We start from the raw sequence: 22,504 nt of genomic DNA, 5'->3' as shown, positions 1-22,504 counted from the left end.
TTTACTCTCGGTTCTGTCCACCGGGTGGGCGACCGGCTGGCCGATCGCCCGGAGCCGGTTAGGCTCGTCCCGCAGAGCCGCCGCGGACCCTGCGGGCCCGCGTCACACCGAAGCGTCACATTGAAGAAGGAGATGCTCGTGCCGTCCATCGACGTCGTCGTAGCCCGGGAAATCCTGGACTCCCGAGGCAACCCCACGGTCGAGGTCGAGGTCGGCCTCGACGACGGCAGCACGGGGCGTGCCGCCGTTCCCTCCGGTGCCTCCACCGGTGCCTTCGAGGCCATCGAGCTCCGCGACGGCGACCCCAACCGCTACCAGGGCAAGGGCGTCGAGAAGGCCGTCCTCGCCGTCATCGAGCAGATCGGCCCCGAGCTGGTCGGCTACGACGCCACCGAGCAGCGCCTGATCGACCAGGCCATGTTCGACCTGGACGCCACCGACAACAAGGGCTCGCTCGGCGCCAACGCCATCCTCGGCGTCTCGCTCGCCGTCGCCCACGCCGCCTCCGAGGCCAGCGACCTGCCGCTCTTCCGCTACCTGGGCGGCCCGAACGCGCACCTGCTGCCGGTGCCGATGATGAACATCCTGAACGGCGGCTCGCACGCCGACTCCAACGTGGACATCCAGGAGTTCATGATCGCCCCGATCGGCGCGGAGTCCTTCTCGGAGGCGCTGCGCTGGGGCACCGAGGTCTACCACACCCTCAAGAAGGTGCTGAAGGGCAAGGGCCTGGCCACCGGCCTCGGCGACGAGGGCGGCTTCGCCCCGAACCTCGGCTCCAACCGCGAGGCCCTCGACCTCATCCTCGAGGCCATCAAGGAGGCCGGCTACACCCCGGGCGAGCAGATCGCGCTCGCGCTGGACGTCGCCGCGTCCGAGTTCTACAAGGACGGCTCCTACACCTTCGAGGGCAAGGAGCGCTCGGCCGCCGAGATGACCGAGTACTACGCCGAGCTGGTCGAGGCGTACCCGCTGGTCTCCATCGAGGACCCGCTGTTCGAGGACGACTGGGAGGGCTGGAAGACCATCACCGACAAGCTCGGTGACAAGGTCCAGCTCGTCGGCGACGACCTGTTCGTCACCAACCCGGAGCGCCTGGCCCGCGGCATCGAGGACGGCGCGGCCAACGCCCTGCTGGTCAAGGTCAACCAGATCGGTTCGCTGACCGAGACCCTGGACGCCGTGGAGCTGGCCCAGCGCAACGGCTTCAAGTGCATGATGTCCCACCGCTCCGGCGAGACCGAGGACGTCACCATCGCCGACCTGGCCGTCGCCACCAACTGCGGCCAGATCAAGACCGGTGCCCCGGCCCGCTCCGAGCGCGTCGCCAAGTACAACCAGCTCCTGCGCATCGAGGAGATCCTCGACGACGCCGCGGTGTACGCCGGCCGCAGCGCCTTCCCGCGCTTCCGCTCCGCCAACCAGTAGGCACGGCGAGGGCCGAGTGCCACCTCTGTAGGAAGCGTCGTACGTACGTCCCCGTACTCGGTCCCGTACCGTGTGCGGGGACGTACGCACGTAGGAGACGGACGAAGGCGGAGGCGGGGACATGGCGGTGAAGGACCGGGACCGTTTCTCCACCGCGACCAGGATCCGGCTGATCGGGGAACAGACCGCCGCCCGGGTCTACCGCTCGCAGACCAAGCGCCAGGCGCGCCGGTCCCGGCTGACCGGCCGGGCCGCGCTGCTCGCCATGGTGCTCTGCTCGCTCGTCGTGGCGCTCGCCTACCCGTTACGGCAGTACGTCGCCCAGCGCGCCGAGATCGCCGACCTGCGCGAGGAACAGGCCCGCACCCGCGAGCGGGTGGAGGACCTGCGCGACCTCAAGGCACGCTGGCAGGACGACGCCTACGCCGAGCAGCAGATCCGGCTGCGGCTGCACTATGTGATGCCGGGCGAGACGGGCTTCGTCGTCGTCGACCCGGAGGCGGCGAAGAAGTCGCGCACCGACCTCGGCGCGGCCGACCGTCCCTGGTACCGCAATGTGTGGGACGGGGTCGACAAGGCCGACGCCGGCGCCGACCGGCAGTGACCCAACAGGAAGACCAGCAGAAGACAGCCATGCAGACTCCCCCTCCCACCACCCCGCGCACCGAGCCCAGCGACGCGGACGTGGAGGCCTTCAAACAGCAGCTCGGGCGCCCGCCGCGCGGCCTGCGGGCCATCGCGCACCGCTGCCCGTGCGGACAGCCGGACGTCGTGGAGACGGCGCCGCGGCTGCCCGACGGCACGCCCTTCCCCACGCTGTACTACCTGACCTGCCCGAGGGCGGCCTCCGCGATCGGCACGCTGGAGGCGAACGGCGTGATGAAGGAGATGACCGAGCGCCTCGCCGCCGACCCCGAGCTGGCCGACGCCTACCGGGCCGCGCACGAGGACTACATCCGGCGCCGCGACGAGATCGAGGAGCTGACCGGCTTCCCGAGCGCGGGCGGCATGCCCGACCGGGTGAAGTGCCTGCACGTGCTGGTGGCCCACTCGCTGGCGGCCGGCCCCGGCGTCAACCCGCTGGGCGACGAGGCCATCGCGATGCTGCCCGAGTGGTGGCGCAAGGGACCGTGCGTGACGGTCGCCGAGAGCCACGGGGAGGACGCCCAGTGACCCGCGTGGCCGCCGTCGACTGCGGTACGAACTCCATCCGGCTCCTGGTCGCGGACGCGCACCCGGAGACCGGCGAGCTGGTCGAACTGGACCGCCGCATGACCATCGTGCGGCTCGGCCAGGGCGTCGACCGCACCGGGCGGCTGGCGCCCGAGGCGCTGGAGCGCACCTTCGCCGCCTGCCGCGAGTACGCCGGGATCATCAAGGAGCACGGCGCCGAGCGGCTGCGCTTCGTGGCGACCTCCGCCTCCCGGGACGCCGAGAACCGGGACGAGTTCGTGCGGGGCGTCCTGGAGATCCTCGGCGTGGAGCCGGAGGTCATCTCGGGCGACCAGGAGGCCGAGTTCTCCTTCACGGGCGCGACGAAGGAGCTGACGGGCCGCGAGGACCTCCGCCGGCCCTACCTGGTCGTGGACATCGGCGGCGGCTCGACCGAGTTCGTCGTCGGCGGCGGCCGGGTGAGCGCCGCCCGCTCGGTGGACGTCGGCTGCGTCCGGATGACCGAACGTCACCTGGTCCACGACGGCGCGGTGACCGACCCGCCGGCCGCGGAGCAGATCGCGGCGATGCGGGCCGACATCGAGGCGGCCCTCGACCTGGCCGAGCGGACGGTGCCGCTGCGCGAGGCGCACACGCTGGTCGGCCTGGCCGGCTCGGTGACGACGGTGTCCGCGATCGCGCAGGAGCTGCCCGAGTACGACTCGGCGGCCATCCACCACTCCCGGATCTCCCACGCCCGGGTCCGCGAGATCAGCGAGTGGCTGCTGCACTCCACCCACGCCGAGCGGGCGGCGGTGCCCTCGATGCACCCGGGCCGCGTCGACGTGATCGCGGCAGGGGCGCTGATACTGCTGGCGATCATGGAGCGCACGGGTGCGGAGGAGGTCGTCGTGAGCGAGCACGACATCCTCGACGGCATCGCCTGGTCGTTGGCGTAGGGATTCGCGGCACCTTTCTGAGCAGGGCGGACGACGTTTGAGCGCGCCCGGGGGCCCTTCGGGGCCCCCTCGGCGACATCCCGTCGGGAAACTTCGTGAAGTTCTTCACAAGGAAATGGGGCCTGTCGGCCCGGGAAAGGGCGCCGGTTGGCCCTTCCGGTGGTTCAACTGCCGTTTGAACGTGTTCAGGAGGGCCCGTCGAAGGGGCCCGGGCGCAGGGTCTCGGGAGGGTGCTCCACCGCCCTCGGCGACACGGAGGGGCAGCTCACGCGGCATTGACAACGGGACGCGCTCCACGTCGGTTCCGTCTCCCGCCATGATCTCCGTCACGTGGGCGGCGGATGGTAGCACAAGCCCCCTCGAAGCTTGTGAAGGGGCGCACGAACCACCCCCCTGGGGCGGGTGGATACTCGATGCCATGAGCACCACGGAGCGTCCCAGGATCCTCGTAGTAGGCGGTGGGTACGTAGGCCTGTACGCAGCTCGACGCATCCAGAAGAAGATGCGTTACGGCGAGGCGACCGTCACCGTCGTCGACCCGCGGTCGTACATGACCTACCAGCCCTTCCTCCCCGAAGCCGCCGCCGGCAACATCTCCCCGCGGCACGTCGTCGTCCCCCTGCGACGCGTGCTTCCCAAGGCGGAGGTCCTCACCGGCCGGGTCACCACCATCGATCAGGACCGCAAGGTCGCCACGATCGCCCCGCTCGTCGGCGAGGCGTACGAGCTGCCCTTCGACTACCTGGTCATCGCCATGGGCGCGGTCTCCCGCACCTTCCCGATCCCCGGCCTCGCCGAACAGGGCATCGGCATGAAGGGCATCGAGGAGTCCATCGGCCTGCGCAACCACGTCCTGGAGCAGCTCGACAAGGCCGACTCCACCACCGACGAGGAGATCCGCCGCAAGGCGCTCACCTTCGTCTTCATCGGCGGCGGCTTCGCCGGCGCGGAGACCATCGGTGAGGTCGAGGACATGGCCCGCGACGCGGCCAAGTACTACCGGAACGTGTCCCGCGAGGACATGCGCTTCATCCTCGTCGACGCCGCCGACAAGATCCTTCCCGAGGTCGGCCCGAAGCTCGGCCAGTACGGCAAGGAGCACCTCGAGTCCCGCGGTGTCGAAATCTACCTGTCCACCTCCATGGACTCCTGCGTCGACGGCCACGTGGTGCTGAAGAACGGCCTCGAGGTCGACTCCAACACGATCGTGTGGACGGCCGGCGTCAAGCCGAACCCGGCGCTCGCCCGCTTCGGCCTTCCCCTCGGCCCGCGCGGTCATGTCGACTGCCAGCCGACCCTCCAGGTCACCGGCACCGACTACATCTGGGCCGCGGGCGACAACGCCCAGGTCCCGGACCTGGTCGGCCGCAAGAACGGCAACCCCAACGCCTGGTGCCCGCCCAACGCCCAGCACGCGCTGCGCCAGGCCAAGGTCCTCGGCGACAACGTCGTCTCCGGCATGCGGGGCTTCCCGCAGAAGGAGTACAGCCACGCCAACAAGGGCGCGGTCGCGGGCCTCGGCCTGCACAAGGGCGTCGCCATGATCGTCATGGGCAAGATGAAGATCAAGCTCAAGGGCCGTCTCGCCTGGTACATGCACCGCGGCTACCACGGCATGGCGATGCCGACCTGGAACCGCAAGATCCGGGTCTTCGCCGACTGGACGCTCGGCATGTTCCTCAAGCGCGAGGTCGTCTCGCTCGGCGCCATCGAGTCGCCGCGCGAGGAGTTCTACGAGGCCGCCAAGCCGGCACCCGCCGCGCCCAAGGCCGACAAGCCCGCGGAGAAGACCGAGGCCAAGGCCTCCTGACCCCCGGTCACCCCGCAGCGCCAGCACAACCCCGAAGGGGCCACCCGCCATCCGTGGTGCGGGCGGCCCCTTCGGTGTTGCTCCGACGGGGCGATAAAACGTGGTGGGTACAAGTATTTTGCTCACTCGTAACGCGCGCCGGGGACTGTGCGGCGGCCCCCCAGGTGTTTTCGTGGTGTCAGGACATTCCGGGATCGGTCGTCACGGAGGTATGCCATGGCTGACGCCGCGCTGCGGCTGCAGAACCTCTTCGAACAGTTGCTGGGAGTGCCCCTCCCGGTCCGTGTTCGCGCCTGGGACGGTTCGCAGGCGGGTCCGCCGGACGCGCCGACGCTGGTCGTACGGCGTCGCAGGGCGCTGCGCCGGCTGCTGTTCAAGCCGGGGGAACTCGGGCTGGCCCGGGCCTGGGTCGCGGGTGACCTGGACATCGAGGGCGACCTCTACACCGCCCTCGACCTGCTCGCCGGCCTCGTCTGGGAGCGCGGCGAGGACGCCCGGGGGCTCGTCGCCTCCCTCCGGGACCCCGAGGTTCGGGCCGCCGTACGCGGACTGGTGAAGCTCGCCGGTCCGCCGCTGCCGCCCGCGCCGCCCCAGGAGGAGATCCGCAGGGTCCGCGGCCACCTGCACACCAAGCGCACCGACCGCCGCGCCATCAGCCACCACTACGACGTCGGCAACGACTTCTACGAACTCGTCCTCGGCCCCTCCATGGTGTACTCCTGCGCCTACTGGCCGGCCCCCGAGTCCGAGGGCGGCACCCTGGAGACCGCCCAGCGTGACAAGCTCGAACTGGTCAGCCGGAAGCTCGGCCTGAGGGCAGGTCAGCGCCTCCTGGACGTGGGCTGCGGCTGGGGCTCCATGGCGCTCCACGCGGCCCGCGAGCACGGTGTCGGCGTCGTCGGCGTCACCCTCTCCCAGGAGCAGGCCGCCTACGCGCGCAAGCGGGTCGCGGACGAGGGCCTCACCGACCGCGTGGAGATCCGCGTCCAGGACTACCGGGACATCGCCGACGGGCCCTACGACGCGATCTCCTCGATCGGCATGGCCGAGCACGTGGGCGCCGAGCGGTACCTGGAGTACGCCGAGGACCTGTACCGGCTCCTCAAGCCCGGCGGCCGGCTGCTGAACCACCAGATCGCCCGCCGCCCCCAGCGGGACGAGTCGGCGTACCACGTGGACGAGTTCATCGACTCCTACGTCTTCCCCGACGGTGAACTCGCCCCCCTCGGCACCACCGTCACCCAGCTCGAACGCGCCGGCTTCGAGGTGCGCGACGTGGAGTCGATCCGCGAGCACTACGCCCTCACCCTGCGCCGCTGGGTCGCCAACCTGGAGGCCGGCTGGGAGACGGCCACCCGGCTCGTCAGCCCCGGCCGCGCGCGCGTCTGGCGCCTCTACATGGCGGCCTCCGCGCTCTCCTTCGAGCGCAACCGCATCGGCGTCAACCAGGTCCTCGCCGTGAAGACCCCCGACTCCGGGGCCGCCGGCCTGCCGCTGCGCACCCGCACCTGGAACTGACCGCACCGCCCCGCGCACGGGAAAGGGCCCCGTTCCGCCGTGGAACGGGGCCCTTCGCCTGCGTACGGCTACTCGGCCTTGATGGCCTGGAGCATGTTCAGCCGCGCCGCCCGCCGGGCCGGCCACAGGGCGGCCAGGACGCCCACCACGGCGGCCAGCAGCAGGAAGACGGCCATCCGGCCCCACGGCAGGACCAGTTCGTACGTGGCCATGGTCGAGCCCATCAGCTCGCCGGCCGCCCAGCCGAAGAACACGCCGAGGCCGATGCCCAGCACGCCGCCGAACAGGGAGATCACCAGCGACTCCAGGCGGACCATCCGCTTGATGCCCCCGCGGTCGAGGCCGATCGCCCGCAGCATGCCGATCTCCTGGGAGCGCTCGAAGACCGACATGGCCAGGGTGTTGATGACACCGAGGACGGCCACGATCACCGCCATGGCCAGCAGGCCGTAGAGCATGTTCAGGATCAGCGTGAACATCTTGGCGATCTCGCTGGAGATGTCCTTCTTGTCCTGGATCTTGATGGCCGGGTTGGTGCCCAGCGCCTTCTCCAGGCCGTCCTTGGCGGACTGCGAGGCGCCGTCGGCGGTCTTCACCATGACCTGCATGTCGACCGGGTCGGTCAGGTGCGGGGCGAGGACGGCGTTGTCCAGCATGATGCCGCGGATCATGTCGTTGCCCTCGTAGACCCCGGCCACGGTGAGCTGCTGCTTCTCGCCGTCCTCGTAGGTGGTCCAGAAACGCGACCCGGCCTTCCAGCCGCGGTCCTTCGCGGTGTCGGTGTCCACGACGACCTTCGTGCCCGCGACCTCGAACGCGCCGTCCTCGACCGGGAGGTCGGTCAGCTCGCCGATGGTGGAGCCGGTGACGCCGGTGAGGTACTCCGTGTCGCCGTCGATGCGGGAGGCGGAGTTGCGCAGCGGGCTGATGGCGGTGACGCCGTCGGCCTCGCGCAGCTTCTCGCCGACGTCGGGGGAGAGCGGGTTGCCGTTGGCCATGGAGACGACGTAGTCGGCCTTGATCGAGGCGGACGCCATCTTGTCGATCGACTTCTGCAGGCTGCCCGCCATCACCGTCATGCCGGTGATCAGGGTCAGGCCGATCATCAGCGCGGACGCCGTGGCGGCGGTGCGGCGCGGATTGCGCACCGAGTTCTGCCGGGCGAGCCTGCCGGAGACGCCGAACAGGCGCAGCACCGGTGCGGCGGTGGCGATCAGCGGGCGGGACAGCAGCGGCGTCAGGATGAACACGCCGATGATCAGCAGGACCGCGCCCACACCCATGGGGGCCTGTCCGTCCGAGCCGCCCATCGTCGTCGCCGCGAGGACGACCGCGATGCCGGCGGCCGAGAACAGCGCGCCCAGCGTGTTGCGAAGCACCAGCGACTTGGTCGTGGCGGTGGCGTGCACGCTGCTCATCGCCGCCACCGGCGGGATCTTCGCCGCACGGCGGCCCGGCAGCCACGCGGCGAGCATGGTGACCAGGACGCCGACCGCGAGGGCCGCGCCGACGGTGCCCGGCGAGATCACCAGCGGACCGTCGGGCACGAGCGCGCCCAGCGACCCCACCAGGGAGCGCATCCCCGCGCCGATGCCGATGCCCGCCAGCAGGCCGGCCACCGCCGCGACGACGCCCACGAGGAACGCCTCGATCAGCACCGAGCGCGTCACCTGGCGGCGGGAGGCGCCGACCGCCCGCATCAGGGCCAGCTCCTTGGTGCGCTGGGCGACCAGCATGGTGAAGGTGTTGGCGATGATGAAGGTGCCGACGAACAGCGCGATCCCGGCGAAGACCAGCAGGCCCTGCCGCATGCCGCTCATCGACGCGGTGATCATCTCCGCCTGCTCGTCGGCGAGCTCCTTCGCGGTGGTGGTCTCGACGAGGCCCTTCGGCAGCGCCTTGTCGAGCTGCGCCTTCAGCGCGGCCTCGGTGACGCCGTCCTTCGCGGCGACGTCGATCTCGTCGTACGTGCCCTTCTTGCCGAACAGGTGCTGCGCGGTCGCCGTGTCGAACAGGGTGAGGCTGCCGCCGGCCGCGACGCTGCCGTCGTCGGTGGTGAAGACGCCGACGACCTTCGGGGTCAGGACGGGGCCGTCGACGGACATCCGCACGCGGTCGCCGACCTTGTAGCCGGTGCGCTCGGCGGTCTTGGAGTCGATGAGGATCTCGCCCTCGCCCTTCGGGGCGTGCCCGTCGACCAGCGGGTACCGGGGGTCCTCGGCACCCCAGTAGTTGGCGCCCTCGGTGCTCCAGCCGTCGCCGATGAGGTCGCCGTCCTTGTCGGCGACCGCGGTGAAGCCCCGGACCACGCCGACGGCCGAGGCGGCGCCCGGCACCTTCGCGCTCGCGTCGAGTTCGGCCTGCGTCAGCTCGGGGACCTCGCCGACCTTGTCGCCCTCGGCGTCCTGGTACTTCGCCTTCACGGCGACGTCGACGTGGTCGAAGCCCTTGGCGGAGCTGTTCTGGAGGGCGTCGGAGATGGTGTTGGTGAAGACCAGGGTGCCCGACACGAACGCCACGCCGAGCATCACGGCGAGCACGGTCATCAACAGCCTGGCCTTGTGCGCGAAGACATTGCGCAAGGCGGTACGGAACATGGGTCTTCTCTGTCCAGACGTACGGGGGGCGAGGGGGCGGGGCGTCAGCTCGTGCGGCCCTTGGCGTCGAACCGCTTCATGCGGTCCAGCACCGAGTCGGCCGTCGGCCCGTACAGCTCGTCGACGATGCGGCCGTCGGCGAGGAAGACCACCCGGTCCGCGTAGGCGGCGGCCACCGGGTCGTGGGTGACCATCACGACGGTCTGGCCCATCTCGCGCACCGAGTTGCGCAGGAATCCCAGGACTTCCGCGCCCGAGCGGGAGTCGAGGTTGCCGGTCGGCTCGTCACCGAAGATGATCTCCGGCTTGGAGGCCAGCGCCCGTGCCACGGCGACGCGCTGCTGCTGGCCGCCGGAGAGCTGGGAGGGGCGGTGCCCGAGGCGGCCGGACAGGCCGACCATCGCGATCACCGAGTCCAGCCACTGCTTGTCCGGCTTGCGGCCCGCGATGTCCATCGGAAGGGTGATGTTCTCCAGGGCGGTGAGCGTCGGCAGCAGGTTGAACGCCTGGAAGATGAAGCCGATCTTGTCCCGGCGCAACTTGGTGAGCTGCTTGTCCTTCAGGGAGCCCAGCTCGGTGTCGCCGATGCGCACGGAACCGGAGGAGAAGGTGTCCAGCCCGGCGACGCAGTGCATCAGCGTCGACTTGCCGGAGCCCGAGGGGCCCATGATCGCGGTGAACTCGGCCTGCCGGAAGTCGACGGAGACCCGGTCCAGGGCGACCACCTGGGTCTCGCCCTGGCCGTAGATCTTGGAAAGCTCCGTGGCGCGTGCGGCCACGCTGGTGGACCGGTCGGCGATGGGTGCGGTGGTCACGGGAAGGGTTCTCCTTCGGTACGGCGCTGCGAGGGGGACGACATCCATCGTCGCGGCCGCGGGGCGCCCTGGAGTCAGCCGCTGTTCCGGTTTCCGGGGGCGACTGAGGTCGGACGGCGGGGGCCGGTGTCATACCTGCGGATGACGGGTGACCCCGACGCGCCGGGGGACCGCGTGCGCCGGCGAGAACGGGGTGGGCGTCCTTGTAGAGACGGTGAAATCCCGTCATTCCGCGTGCGCGGCCGGCCGTCACGGGTGAGGCTGTTCGGGCAAGTGCCGAGGGGCCTGGCCGCGGAGCTGATGCACCCTCAGCCGCCAATAAAATAAGACAACATCGGTCCGCCCGCCCGCTGCCGCGAAGGTGCGTCCCGATAGGGTCGAGGCACTCGAAGCGGAGCCCATGGCCTGCCCGGATGGTGGAATGCAGACACGGCGAGCTTAAACCTCGCTGCCCCTTCGCGGGCGTGCCGGTTCAAGTCCGGCTCCGGGCACTCGCTCAAGCACGGCGGCGCACCTGCGGCCACGCGGGCAGTGTGCCGTTTCCCTTCCGGGAGACCGCGAGACCCTGTGCGCCCGCCCCGCCCGCTGGACGCGGGGAGCGGGCGCTCTCCCGTCCGCTCGACCGGCCGGGAGCGACCCCCGCGGTCCGGCCCGGGCGTCTCGTCCCTCCCGCACCGAAACCGCTGTCGGACGCCGGCGTGCCGCAGGGGCGTCCTCCGCGGGCCCGACAGCGACCGGCCGGCCCACAGCGACCGGCCCGACAGCGACCTGCCCCACAGCGACCGGCCGGACAGGACCTGCCGGACAGGACGGCCCGTTCTTCGGCGCGTTCGTCGAAGACCGCGGGACGACTTCGGCCCGGCCTGACGCGGCGCCGGGATCGCTTCGGGAGCCTGTGAGACTTCTCCCAGGAAGACTGTGGCGAACCAGGGAACCGATGCCACCGAGAAGGTTGTTGGCGGAAGTGCCGCATTCTCACCGGCGCGATGACGGAACCCCGCGACCGGGGGTTTTGCCTAACGAAAGCGGGCGCCGTCTCAGTCCCCCGACTACGAAGGGGATCACGGCCGGCTCCGGAGTCATGATTCACGTCACAGGCCGGGCGAGTCCCCACGACGAGGCGTCAGCTTGTGTGCATAACATATGAGCTGTTCGTCAGTGTATCCTGCCTCATCCGTCAACCTCGCGCCTGCCCTCCAGGCCCTTCGGATGACGAAAGACTCAGGACCCGGACCCGGCCCCGGACTCGGTCAGCGAACCGGTGCGGTCATAGGATTGGAAGAGCAGGGCGTGTCGAAGCCGCGTATCAGTGTGATTGTGCCGATTTACCAAGTGCAGTCCTTCTTGCGGGAGTGCCTCGAGTCCGTCCTTGAGCAGTCCTTCCGCGACATCGAGGTAATCGCCGTCAACGACTGCTCCCCCGACCGCTGCGGGGAGATCGTGGACGAATTCGCCAAGGCCGACGAGAGGGTACGGCCGCTGCACCTGCCCGAGAATGTGGGACTGGGCCGGGCGCGGAACGCCGGTATGGAGCTGGCGCGCGGAGACTATCTCTTCTTCCTCGACAGCGACGACACGCTGACGCCCGGCTCGCTGCAGCTCATCGCGGACCGGCTGGCGGAGACCACCGACCCCGACGTCCTGATCTTCGACTACGCGCGCACCTTCTGGTGGGGCGGGGTGACCCGCAACAGCCTGGCATCCGTCTTCCGGACGGAGGGGCCGGAGGTCTTCACCGCGAAGCAGCGGCCCGAGTTCCTCACCCTGCTCATGGTCGTGTGGAACAAGGTCTACCGGCGCGAGTTCGTCGAGCAGCGCGGCTTCCAATTCCCGCCGGGGTACTACGAGGACACTCCGTGGACCTTCCCGGTCCTCATGTCGGCCGACCGGATCGCCGCCCTGGACCACGTGGTCGTCCACTACCGCCAGCGTCGCCAGGGCAACATCCTCCGCACCGTCAGCCGCAAGCACTTCGACATCTTCGACCAGTACGAGCGGGTCTTCGCCTTCATCGACAGCGACCCCTCGCTCGACGAGTGGCGTACGCGGATCTTCACCCAGATGATCGACCACTTCATCGCGATCCTGGCGAAGAGCAACCGCGTACCCGAAGAGCTGCGGGCCGAATTCTTCACCCTGGCCCATCGTCACTATCGGCGCTATGTGCCGGCCGGCTACGTGCGCCCCCAGGGACACACCGGCATCCGGCACGCACTGATCGCGCGCGACGCCTACCCGGTCTACCAGACTCTGAAGGTCGCCAACCAAGGCCGGCGCAAGGTCCGCAAGACCGTCCGAGCGACCAAGAAGAAGATTGCCGGCAAGCGCCAGGACCGCCATTACGAAACCGCGCTCAAGCAGCCCATCGACCCGAATCTGGCCGTCTACTCGGCTTACTGGGGCCGCGGTTACGTGTGCAATCCCGCCGCGCTGCACGCCAAGGCCAAGGAGCTGGCTCCCCACATCAGGGGCGTGGTGGTCGCCAAGCAGGACGAGGTGAAGAAGCTCCCGCCGGGCACCGATTACGTGATCCCGGGGACCCCCAGGTACTGGGAGGTCATGGCACGCGCCAAGTACTTCTTCAACAACGTCAACTTCGAGGACCGCTTCGTCAAGCGGCCCGGCACCGTCCATGTGCAGACGCAACACGGCACGCCGCTCAAGCACATGGGCGTCCACCTGCTGGCGCACCCGGTCGCCGCGAAGGGCACGAACTTCAAGAAGCTCCTGGAGCGCTCGGACCGCTGGGACTTCTGCATCGCCTCCAACCGGTTCTCCTCGGAGATCTGGGAGCGGGCCTTCCCGTGCTCCTTCGCACCGCTGGAGAGCGGCTACCCCCGCAACGACGTCTTCTACAACTCGACCGCCGACGACGTCCTGCGCCTTCGGGAGGAGCTCGGCATCCCGCGGGGCAAGACCGCCGTCCTCTACGCGCCCACCCACCGGGACTACACCGCGGGCTTCGTCCCCCAGCTCGACGTCGCCCGCCTCGCCGACGCCCTCGGTGACGACTTCGTGGTGCTCATGCGAGGCCATCACTTCTACGAGCAGACGGCGGAGCTGCGGGCACTGGAGGGGGCGGCCCGTGTCATCGACGTCACCTCCCACACGTCCTCGGAGGAGCTGCAGCTCGCCGCGGACGTGCTGTTGGCGGACTACTCGTCCATGATGTTCGACTACGCCAACCTCGACCGGCCGATCGTGATCTACGCGAACGACTGGGAGGTGTACAAGGTCTCCCGCGGCGTGTACTTCGACCTCACGGAGGAGCCGCCCGGCCACGTGGCGCGCACCCAGGAGGAACTGCACGACATCTTCGCCAGCGGCGCCTGGCAGGACGAGCGGTCCGACGCCCTGCGGGACGCCTTCCGCCGCAAGTTCTGCGAGTACGACGACGGCCGGGCGGCCGAGCGCGTCATACGGCAGATCCTGCTGGGTGAGCCGGCGGAGAACCTGCCGGTCGTGCCGCTGGACGAGCGGACGCCGGCCCCGTCGCCCAAGGCCGCCGAGGCCGCGAGCATCAGGCGGCCTGTGGTCGAGCCGTCCAGGGCCGCGTAGATTTCCGGTCGGGCGTCGGCGCGCCACCGAGTGGAGCGCCGACGCCGGGGACCGAGACTCGACGGCTTCGGCATGTGCGCACGGACTCCCGCCCTGCCACCCTCGGGGAGCCTGGCGGAACGAAGCGGACCGGCGCCGCCGCTCTGCCCGACCTCTCGCCTCGTCCAGGGACAAGGCCCATGACAGGAACAGAAGAGAAGGTGGCCATGCAAGCCAGTGCCGGGGAGCGGCCCCACGCTGAAATCAGTCGGGTCTGGCCGCGCGACGGGCACATCCGGATCCTCGGGACGCTCCTCGCCGGCGGGGTGCCGGACGACGCGCCCGTGGACAAGGGGTGGACGTTGCGCCTCACCTCCCGCGAACGGCCCGAGGTCCCCGTCCTGACCGGTGTCCAGCGGTTCAAGGACCGGCTCAGGCGCAGTGTGACCCGCACGTCGCCGCCCACCCCGCGTCGGCTGTACTTCCCCGTCGTCAGCGACGGCGCGCGCTTCGAGGCGCTCGTGCCCGTCCGCGACCTGGCCGTCTGGGACGCGCTGCCCCGCGAGCACTGGGACGTGCACGTGATCGGGATGCGAGGCGGCAAGAAGCTGTTCCTCCGGGTCGGCCGCCACCTCGACGACATGCCGGGCAAGAAGCAGATCGTGAAGTTCCCCGAGCAGTACGAGGCGGGGGTCGCCGTACTGCCGTACTACACCGACGGCGACGACCTCTCGGTACGCTGCGCCCGACGCGACAACGGCAACCGGAGCGCGACATGAAGCTGACCTACGTGATCTACAACGCGTTCGGCGTCGGGGGCACCGTCCGGACCGTGTTCAACCAGGCCAACGCCATGGCCGAGCGCGGCCACGACGTCGAGATCGCGACCATGCTGCGCTACCACGAGGAGCCGCCCTTCCCGCTGGACCCGCGGGTGAGGGTGACCGCGCTCGTGGACAACCGGTCCGGCTCGTACGTGGACTGGGACCGGTACGAGGGCCCGGAGGACACCTCTTGGCACGACCTGTTCCCGGCCGGCCTCGCCAAGAACGCGGACAGCCGTCGCCGCATCGGCGCGATGATCCGCTTCCTGCGCGGCCTGGAGGACCGGATCGTGATCGGCACCCGCCCCACGATCAACCTGGTCGTCGCCGAGTTCACGGACCCGTCGCTGGTCCGGGTCGTCCAGGAGCACGCGGGTCTGTCCACGCACAAGGGCGAGTGGCGCAAGGCCATCGACGCCGCCTACGTGAAGATGGACGCGCTCGTCTGCCTCACCGAAGCGGACCGTGCCGCCTACGCCGAGGCGTTCCCCGGCGTCCGCGTCGAGCGGATCCCGAACGCGCTGCACTCCCTGGACGTCCCGCGCAGCGACCTCTCACGGCCCCTGGTGGTCAGCGCCGGACGGCTCGACGGCAACAAGGGCGTGGACAAGCTGATCGAGGCCTTCGGCCGGGTCGTGGAGGCCCACCCGGACTGGACGCTGCGCATCCACGGCGACGGCCCCGAGCTGGAGGCCCTGCGCAAGGCCGTCCGCGTCAGGCACCTGTACAACCACGTCTTCCTCATGGGGCCGACGCGCAAGCTCGACGAGGAACTCGCGAAGGGGTCCGTCTTCGCCATGAGTTCCAAGTCCGAGGGCTTCGGCATGGTGCTGCTGGAGGCGATGAACTGCGGCCTGCCCGTGGTCAGTTTCAACTGCCCGGTCGGCCCGCGCGAACTCGTCGCCGACGGGGTGGACGGCCTGCTCGTCCCCGAACTCGACGTGGAGGCACTCGCCGCGGGCATCATCCGCCTCATCGAGGACGAGGAACTGCGCCGCGACTTCTCCAGGGCGGCCCTGCAGAAGGCCGCCGAGTACGGCCCCGAAGTCGTCACCAAGGCCTGGGAGATCCTCTACGAGGACCTGACCGCGGCGAAGTGAGCCGCGTGGGTCGGGGCGACCGCACCCCGACCCCGGTCCCTGGGTGTTCCGCGTCCCCGCTCCGGCGAGCGGACGCCGGCCCCGACCCGCGCCGCGAAGGCTCCACCCGCGCCCTGCCCCGGCCATCGGTGCCGGGGCGGGTGAACTCCTCCCCCCGAACCCGTTGACAGTGGCGGGCGTCCGGCCGGAAACTCACGTCGACAAATGGTGAAGGAAATTTCACCAGGCGAACGCGTACGCCCGTGGCGGCGCGGACGCCACGACACGCTCGTGAGCGAAGGCAACGACGCCAAGCGAAGGGAACGACCGATGCGCACCACCGTCGGCATCATCGGGGCCGGCCCCGCCGGACTCCTGCTCGCCCGGCTGCTCCACAACGCCGGGATCGACTCGGTCGTCCTGGAGAGCCGCGACCGCGCCTACGTCGAACGCCGCCAGCGCGCCGGGATCCTGGAGCAGGGCACGGTGGACGTCCTGCGCGCGGCGGGCGCGGGTGAGCGGATGGACCGCGAGGGGCTGCGCCACGACGGCATCGAGCTGCGCTTCGACCGGCGCCGCCACCGCGTCGACTTCCCCGCCCTGACCGGCGGCAGGTCCGTGACGGTCTACGCCCAGACCGAGGTCTGCAAGGACCTCATCGCCCTCCAACTCGAGGACGGCGGTCCGCTGCTGTTCGAGGCGGAGGCGCTGGCCGTCGAGGGCGCCGAGGGCGACCGGCCGCGCGTCCGCTACCGCCACGAGGGCGTCGAGGACGTCCTGGAGTGCGACTACGTCGTCGGCTGCGACGGCTTCTGGGGCGTGGCCCGCAAGGCCGTCCCGGCCGGACTGAGCCGCACCTTCGAACGGACGTACCCCTTCGGCTGGCTCGGTGTCCTCGCCGACGTCGCGCCCTCCCACGACGAGCTGGTCTACGCCCGCCACGACCGCGGCTTCGCCCTGCTCTCCATGCGCTCCCCGTCCGTCTCCCGCCTCTACCTCCAGGTGCCCGAGGGCACCGACGCCGAGGCGTGGAGCGACGAGGAGATCTGGGCCGAGCTGGAACGCCGCCTCGAGACGGACGACGACTGGACGCTGCGGCGCGGCCCCCTCACCCAGAAGTCCGTCACCCCGATGCGCTCCTACGTCCACGAGCCCATGCGGCACGGCCGGCTCTTCCTGGCCGGCGACGCCGCGCACATCGTGCCGCCCACCGGCGCCAAGGGCCTCAACCTCGCCGTCGGCGACGTCGTCACCTTCGCCCGCGCCCTCACCCACCGCGCCGAGACCGGCTCCGACGAGCTGCTAGACGCCTACTCCGCCACCTGTCTGCGCCGCGTCTGGCAGGCCGAGCGGTTCTCCTACGACATGACGACCCTCCTGCACCGCGCCCCCGACGCCACGCCCTTCGACGACCGCCTCCAGGTCGCCCGTCTGGCCCGCATCGCCGGCTCCCGCGCTGCCGAGACCGACCTCGCCGAGGCCTACACCGGCTTCCCGATCGGCTGAACGGGCCCGGAGCCCCGCCAGTGAGGGGAATCACCGCCGCGCGTAGCGTGTTGCGCGACAGGACGAGGGAAAGATCCTCCCCAAGCAGTAGGGTCAATCCTTTGCCGTTCTATTACTCTTGAGCCCAAGGCTGCGCAGTGTGGCCATGGAGGAGTGAAATGAGGAGCAGAAACCCGGTCTTCTCGCGACGGGGGTTCAGCCGCGACAACGGCTACGCGGGCTTCAACGCCGCGCCGCAGGCCGGGGGTCCCGCTGTCGCCACGCAGGGCAACCCGTACGCGCAGGGCGCCCCGTACGCCCAGCCCGCCGGCAACCCGTACGCCCAGAACCCGTACGCCCAGCAGGACCTGCAGTACGGCACGCCGCCGCAGGCGCCGGCGACCACCGGCCGGATGACGATCGACGACGTCGTCGTCCGCACCGGTTCCACGCTCGGTGTCCTCGTCGTCACCGCCGCGCTCGCCTGGGCGCTGCTGCCGGTCGACGACGCCAACATCAGCCGCTCCTACGGCATCGGTATCGGCGCCGCGCTGATCGGCATGGTGCTGGCCTTCGTCCAGTCCTTCAAGCGCAAGCCCGCGCCCGCGCTGATCCTGGCCTACGCGGCGTTCGAGGGCGTGTTCCTCGGCGTCGTCTCCAGCGTCGTCGACAACCGCATCGCCGACGGCGCGGCCATGCAGGCCGTGATCGGCACGATGGCGGTCTTCGCCGGTGTGCTGATCGCGTACAAGGCCGGCTGGATCCGCGTCAACCGGCGCTTCTACGGCTTCGTGATGGCGGCCGCGCTCGGCTTCGTCTTCCTGATGATGGTGAACCTGCTGTTCGCCGTCTTCGGCGGCGGTGACGGCCTCGGCTTCCGCAGCGGCGCGCTGGGTGTCGTCTTCGGCATCGTCGGCATCATCCTCGGTGCCTGCTTCCTCGCCCTGGACTTCAAGCAGGTCGAGGACGGCATCGCCTACGGCGCCCCGCGCGAGGAGGCCTGGTTCGCGGCCTTCGGCCTCACGCTGACGCTGGTGTGGATCTACCTGGAGTTCCTGCGGCTCATCTCGATCCTCAACAGCAGCGACTGACGCATCCGCCGCGCGCCCACGTGGGAGCGCGTGCGTGAAGGGGCCCCGGGCACTCGCCCGGGGCCCCTTCGTCGTCCTCGTCGGCGGGACGGACACTCCCGCCGCGGCCCGCGCGGGCCCCCTCGGGTCGTACCCGCCCGTTGGCGACGGCCCCGGAACGCCGCGTACGCTCGCGCCGTGGTGGATACGACGTCTTTGACCCGGGCCGTGGACGACTTCGCCGACCGCTTGCGGGCCGCCCCGCAGAGCAGACTGCAGCGCGGGGCCGCCGCCGAGGCGCTGGAGCTGGCCAGGGAGCTGGCCCGGCGCGCCCAGCTCATCGAGGAGCCGGAGGCCGAGCCGAAGGTGATGCCGGACGCGGGGATGTTCGCCGCGGCCGACCAGATCGCCGTCGCCGCGCACGACCTGGCCGTCGTGGTGACGGACGAGGACCAGGTGGAGGAGGCCGTGCGGCTGGTGGAGGAGGCCCGCAAACGCGCCGGGGTGTGAGGCGCGGGGCCGGGGCGCCGGCTACAGGGACGCGATGACCCGGTCGGCCAGGATGTAGACGTTCTCCTCGCCGCAGGCGAAGGTCAGCGTGTAGGCGCCGGAGATGCCCGAGCCGCCCAGCAGGTACGGCGTCCGCCCGGCGCTCAGGGCGGCGGCCAGGCGCTCGGCGGTCTCGCGGTGGCCCGGCGTCATGCACAGGGTGGTGCCGTCGGCGAACACGTACACGTCGAGCGTGCCCAGCGGGCCCGGGCGGACGTCCGCCAGCGCGACGTGGGAGGCGGCCAGGCCCTCCAGCGCGGCGACCGTGCGCTCGTGGTCGTTCACGGACGGGGACGGATTCGGTACGAAGTCCGGGTGCGAGGGGTGGCGGCGGCGCGCGGCGGCCAGCTCGGCGCTCTCCCCGGCCGGCTCCTCGGTGTCCGTGCCCGGCTCGGTCACCGGCTCCAGGCCCGCGAGGTCGGCCTGGCGGGGCAGGAACAGCTCACTGTCGGACAGACCGAGCAGCAGCGGGGCGTCGGAGGAGTCACGGGTCTCCTGGGCCGCCCAGAACGCCCGGGCCTCGGCCAGCTCGCGCTCGCGCTCCTCGGCGAGGGCCTCGGCGACGGCGGCGCGTATCTCCTCGGTGTCACTGGTGGTGCGGGCGGCCGGGACCCGGCTCCGCGCGGCGTCTGCCCGGCTCTCGGCCAGCTCGGCGTGCAGGGCCGTGACCTGGCGGCGCAGCACGAGGACAGCGCGCAGGACGGCGACGCCCACGGCGCCGGTGGCGGCCGTGGTGAGCAGCAGGGCGATCGGCATGGCGCTCACTGACGTACTCCCGGTTCAAGGTCGACCCCCGACTTCCTACCTCAGCTTGAAGGGCGGACTAACCGCCTGTCAGTGCGTAACGTCACGAAACGGACAGGACTTTGGGCCCGGCCGTGGGGGGTGTGACTGGTCTGACCTGCGTAAATCAAGGTGACGGGAGAGGTAGGTCACATCCTGGGGGCGTTTGGATCACAAAACGGTCCGGAACCCCGTCGCTCGCGGGGCTCCGGACCGAAGCGTGACGCTGGGTCCCCGGCGGGCTACTGACGGTGCCTCAGTGGCCCTGGGTGGTTCAGCTCAGGCGCTCGATGACCATGGCCATGCCCTGGCCGCCGCCGACGCACATCGTCTCCAGGCCGAACTGCTTGTCGTGCCACTGGAGGGAGTTGATCAGCGTGCCGGTGATGCGGGCGCCGGTCATGCCGAAGGGGTGGCCGACGGCGATGGCGCCGCCGTTGACGTTCAGCTTCTCCAGTGGGATGCCGAGGTCGCGGTAGGAGGGGATGACCTGCGCGGCGAACGCCTCGTTGATCTCGACCAGGTCGATGTCGCCGATGGTCAGACCGGCGCGGGCGAGGGCCTGCTTGCTCGCCTCGACCGGGCCCAGGCCCATGATCTCGGGGGAGAGACCGGAGACGCCGGTGGAGACGATGCGGGCGAGCGGGGTCAGGCCCAGCTCGCGGGCCTTGGTGTCGCTCATGATCACGAGGGCGGCGGCGCCGTCGTTGAGCGGGCAGCAGTTGCCGGCGGTGACCAGGCCGTCGGGGCGGAAGACGGGCTTGAGGCCGGCCACGCCCTCCATGGTGACGCCGACCCGCGGGCCGTCGTCCTTGGAGACGACCGTGCCGTCGGGCAGCGTGACCGGGGTGATCTCGCGCTCCCAGAAGCCGTTCTTGATGGCCTCCTCGGCGAGGTTCTGCGAGCGGACGCCGAACTCGTCCATCTCCCGGCGGGTGACGCCCTTCCAGCGGGCGAGGTTCTCGGCGGTCTGGCCCATCGCGATGTAGGGGTCGGGGACGAGGCCGTCCTCGCGCGGGTCGTGCCAGGTGGTGCCCTCCTGCGCGGCGACGGCGGCGGTACGCGCCTCGGCGTCGGCGAACAGTGGGTTGTGCGTGTCCGGCAGGCTGTCGGAGTTGCCCTTGACGAAGCGGGAGACCATCTCGACGCCGGCCGAGACGAAGACGTCGCCCTCGCCGGCCTTGATGGCGTGCAGGGCCATGCGGGAGGTCTGGAGGGACGAGGAGCAGTACCGGGTGATGGTGCAGCCGGGCAGGTGGTCCATGCCCATCTCGACGGCGACGATCCGGCCGAGGTTGTTGCCCTGCTCGCCGCCGGGCAGGCCGCAGCCGAGCATCAGGTCGTCGATGTCCTTGGGGTCCAGCTCGGGGACCTTGGCGAGCGCCGCCTGGATGATCGTGGCGGCCAGGTCGTCGGGGCGCAGGTCCTTCAGGGAGCCCTTGAAGGCGCGACCGATGGGGGAGCGGGCGGCTGAGACGATCACGGCTTCGGGCATCACGGCTCCAGTGGCGTCGCGGGGTTGAGGCGGCTGGTTGGGAAGTTACCCGGAGGTATGGCCCAGGTCACGGGTGCGGGGGTGTGAGATGGGCCGCAGCTTTCTAAGCGCTTGCTTGGGCCTCCGGCGGTGGGCGGTGCGAGGTGGGGGGTGGTGCGGTGCCGCGGTCGGGTGCGGGTGGTGTGCGGGCGAGCGGGCGGTTCCCCGCGCCCCTACGGGGCGGGTGTGACCGACGGGCGTGTGGCTTCTCCTCTCTAATACCTCGGTTGCGGCGATGTCGCCGGTTCCGTCTCGGACAGCCGCCGGCGGCGTCGGCGCTTGAGCAGGGCCCACGGTCCCCGCGGGCCCGTGGGCATCGCCGCGGCGACCTCCGTGCCCGCCTCGTCGGCGGCCTCCGCCGCGGCCCGGGCCACCGGCAGGAAGCCCTCGCGACGGGCGACGTCGGGACGCTCCTCCTCCGCGGGCCACAGTCCGAGCGCCGCGCAGACGGACGGCAGCACCGCCATCGCCGCCGTGGCGTACCCCTCCGCCGAGGGGTGGTAGTTGTCGGGGCCGAACAGCTCCCGCGGGTTCTCCGCGAACTCCGGGCCCAGCAGGTCGCCCAGCGACACCGTGCGTCCGCCCTGCTCCACGACCCCGATCGTCTGCGCCGCCGCGAGCTGCCGCGACGCCCGCCGGGCCAGCCAGCGCAGCGGCTGCTGCACGGGCTCGATCGTGCCGAGGTCGGGACAGGTGCCGACCACCACCTCCGCGCCCGCCGTGCGCAGCCGCCGTACCGCCGCCGACAGGTGCCGTACCGAGCGGGTGGCCGGCATGCGGTGGGTGACGTCGTTCGCGCCGACCATGATCACGCAGATGTCGGGCACCCGGCCCGGGTCGGCCAGCACCAGCGAGACCTGCCGGTCCAGGTCGTCCGAGCACGCCCCCGGCACCGCGACCGAGGACAGCTCCACCGGCCGCTCGGCCACCGCCGCCAGCCCCGACGCCAGCAGCGCGCCCGGTGTCTGCCCCGCCCGGTGCACGCCCTGTCCGGCGGCCGTGGAGTCGCCCAGCATCACCAGCCGCAGCGGCGTCCCGCCGGCCACCGTCAGCGTGCCCCCGTACAGCCCCGCGGCGTTCGGCACCCGGTCGGGCGTGCCGATGCCCACCCGGCGCCTGGCCAGTTGGACCTCGGCCAGCAGCAGACCGACCGTGGCCGCACCGGCCAGCCCGATCCCGCCGCCGCCGTACGCCGCGCCCGCCGCGATCCGCCGGGCCACCCTCGCCCTCGACATGCTCGTCATGCGTCGCCGCCACCTCCTTCAAGCCGTCACCCACTGCTTGCCCCGTACGGACGGTCGCCCAATCTCGACGGGGAGTGAACGGGGGAGTGAAGCGCCGGTACGAAGCTACGGACCCCGTCC

General features: G+C 70.9%; 17 protein-coding genes and 1 tRNA gene. 13 read left to right on the top strand and 5 right to left on the bottom strand.

From position 1 onward, the window contains the following. The first annotated feature begins 138 nt into the window (after nt 1–138). From eno to ACH499_RS30810, 6 genes are all read left to right on the top strand, one after another. On the top strand, nt 139–1,428 hold the full coding sequence (eno, locus tag ACH499_RS30835) for a phosphopyruvate hydratase (protein ID WP_351018139.1): 1,290 nt from the start codon (nt 139–141) through the stop codon (nt 1,426–1,428). A 121-nt stretch (nt 1,429–1,549) separates the two neighbouring features. Beyond that, entirely contained in the window at nt 1,550–2,032 is a 483-nt protein-coding gene (locus tag ACH499_RS30830) for a septum formation initiator family protein (RefSeq protein WP_356198555.1), read from the top strand. Nucleotides 2,033–2,061: 29 nt separating this feature from the next. Beyond that, complete coding sequence (locus tag ACH499_RS30825; RefSeq protein ID WP_399019970.1) at nt 2,062–2,601, top strand: DUF501 domain-containing protein; 540 nt, start codon at nt 2,062–2,064, stop codon at nt 2,599–2,601. After that, nucleotides 2,598–3,539, top strand: a complete 942-nt coding sequence (locus tag ACH499_RS30820) for an exopolyphosphatase (RefSeq protein WP_399019968.1) — start codon at nt 2,598–2,600, stop codon at nt 3,537–3,539. Before ACH499_RS30825 ends, ACH499_RS30820 begins: the two co-directional genes overlap by 4 nt. A 418-nt stretch (nt 3,540–3,957) precedes the next feature. Beyond that, entirely contained in the window at nt 3,958–5,349 is a 1,392-nt protein-coding gene (locus ACH499_RS30815; RefSeq protein WP_356198552.1) for an NAD(P)/FAD-dependent oxidoreductase, read from the top strand. A gap of 216 nt (nt 5,350–5,565) precedes the next feature. Continuing rightward, nucleotides 5,566–6,867 carry a class I SAM-dependent methyltransferase gene (locus ACH499_RS30810; RefSeq protein ID WP_399019964.1) on the top strand — a complete coding sequence of 434 codons (1,302 nt, stop codon included), beginning with the start codon at nt 5,566–5,568 and terminating at the stop codon, nt 6,865–6,867. A 68-nt stretch (nt 6,868–6,935) separates the two neighbouring features. Here the strand turns inward: ACH499_RS30810 and ACH499_RS30805 are convergent, their stop codons facing one another. Both ACH499_RS30805 and ACH499_RS30800 read right to left on the bottom strand, forming a co-directional pair. Then, the gene (locus ACH499_RS30805) at nt 6,936–9,464 is read right to left on the bottom strand and encodes an ABC transporter permease (protein WP_399019962.1); all 2,529 of its coding nucleotides are present in this window, start codon (nt 9,462–9,464) and stop codon (nt 6,936–6,938) included. A gap of 44 nt (nt 9,465–9,508) precedes the next feature. After that, nucleotides 9,509–10,279, bottom strand: coding sequence for an ABC transporter ATP-binding protein (locus tag ACH499_RS30800; RefSeq protein WP_356198547.1), 771 nt, complete (start codon nt 10,277–10,279; stop codon nt 9,509–9,511). A 407-nt stretch (nt 10,280–10,686) separates the two neighbouring features. Here ACH499_RS30800 and ACH499_RS30795 point away from each other — a divergent pair. From ACH499_RS30795 to ACH499_RS30765, 7 genes are all read left to right on the top strand, one after another. After that, nucleotides 10,687–10,770: transfer RNA gene (locus ACH499_RS30795), tRNA-Leu, on the top strand. A gap of 799 nt (nt 10,771–11,569) precedes the next feature. After that, entirely contained in the window at nt 11,570–13,837 is a 2,268-nt protein-coding gene (locus tag ACH499_RS30790) for a CDP-glycerol glycerophosphotransferase family protein (RefSeq protein WP_356198545.1), read from the top strand. Nucleotides 13,838–14,016: 179 nt separating this feature from the next. Beyond that, the gene (locus ACH499_RS30785; protein ID WP_356205478.1) at nt 14,017–14,595 is read left to right on the top strand and encodes a hypothetical protein; all 579 of its coding nucleotides are present in this window, start codon (nt 14,017–14,019) and stop codon (nt 14,593–14,595) included. After that, a complete protein-coding gene (locus ACH499_RS30780) occupies nt 14,592–15,740 on the top strand; it encodes a glycosyltransferase family 4 protein (RefSeq protein WP_399019959.1) in 1,149 nt (382 codons plus the stop codon). Before ACH499_RS30785 ends, ACH499_RS30780 begins: the two co-directional genes overlap by 4 nt. A gap of 309 nt (nt 15,741–16,049) precedes the next feature. Next, complete coding sequence (locus ACH499_RS30775) at nt 16,050–17,225, top strand: 4-hydroxybenzoate 3-monooxygenase (protein ID WP_399019957.1); 1,176 nt, start codon at nt 16,050–16,052, stop codon at nt 17,223–17,225. A gap of 158 nt (nt 17,226–17,383) precedes the next feature. After that, a complete protein-coding gene (locus ACH499_RS30770; RefSeq protein WP_356205475.1) occupies nt 17,384–18,295 on the top strand; it encodes a Bax inhibitor-1/YccA family protein in 912 nt (303 codons plus the stop codon). Between the two features lie 177 nt (nt 18,296–18,472). Next, a complete protein-coding gene (locus ACH499_RS30765) occupies nt 18,473–18,784 on the top strand; it encodes a hypothetical protein (protein WP_356205474.1) in 312 nt (103 codons plus the stop codon). 21 nt (nt 18,785–18,805) lie between these two features. Here ACH499_RS30765 and ACH499_RS30760 read toward each other — a convergent pair whose 3' ends face one another. From ACH499_RS30760 to ACH499_RS30750, 3 genes are all read right to left on the bottom strand, one after another. Further along, on the bottom strand, nt 18,806–19,588 hold the full coding sequence (locus ACH499_RS30760) for a hypothetical protein (RefSeq protein WP_356205473.1): 783 nt from the start codon (nt 19,586–19,588) through the stop codon (nt 18,806–18,808). Nucleotides 19,589–19,880: 292 nt separating this feature from the next. Beyond that, on the bottom strand, nt 19,881–21,101 hold the full coding sequence (locus tag ACH499_RS30755; protein WP_399019954.1) for an acetyl-CoA C-acetyltransferase: 1,221 nt from the start codon (nt 21,099–21,101) through the stop codon (nt 19,881–19,883). A 254-nt stretch (nt 21,102–21,355) separates the two neighbouring features. Continuing rightward, nucleotides 21,356–22,384: an SGNH/GDSL hydrolase family protein gene (locus tag ACH499_RS30750; protein WP_356205471.1), complete on the bottom strand. Its 1,029-nt coding sequence runs from the start codon at nt 22,382–22,384 to the stop codon at nt 21,356–21,358. Nucleotides 22,385–22,504: the final 120 nt, after the last annotated feature.

This window comes from Streptomyces sp. NPDC018947 (genome assembly GCF_044390505.1).
Classification (GTDB): Bacteria; Actinomycetota; Actinomycetes; order Streptomycetales; family Streptomycetaceae; genus Streptomyces.
This window is presented reverse-complemented; position numbering and strand designations above follow the sequence as displayed.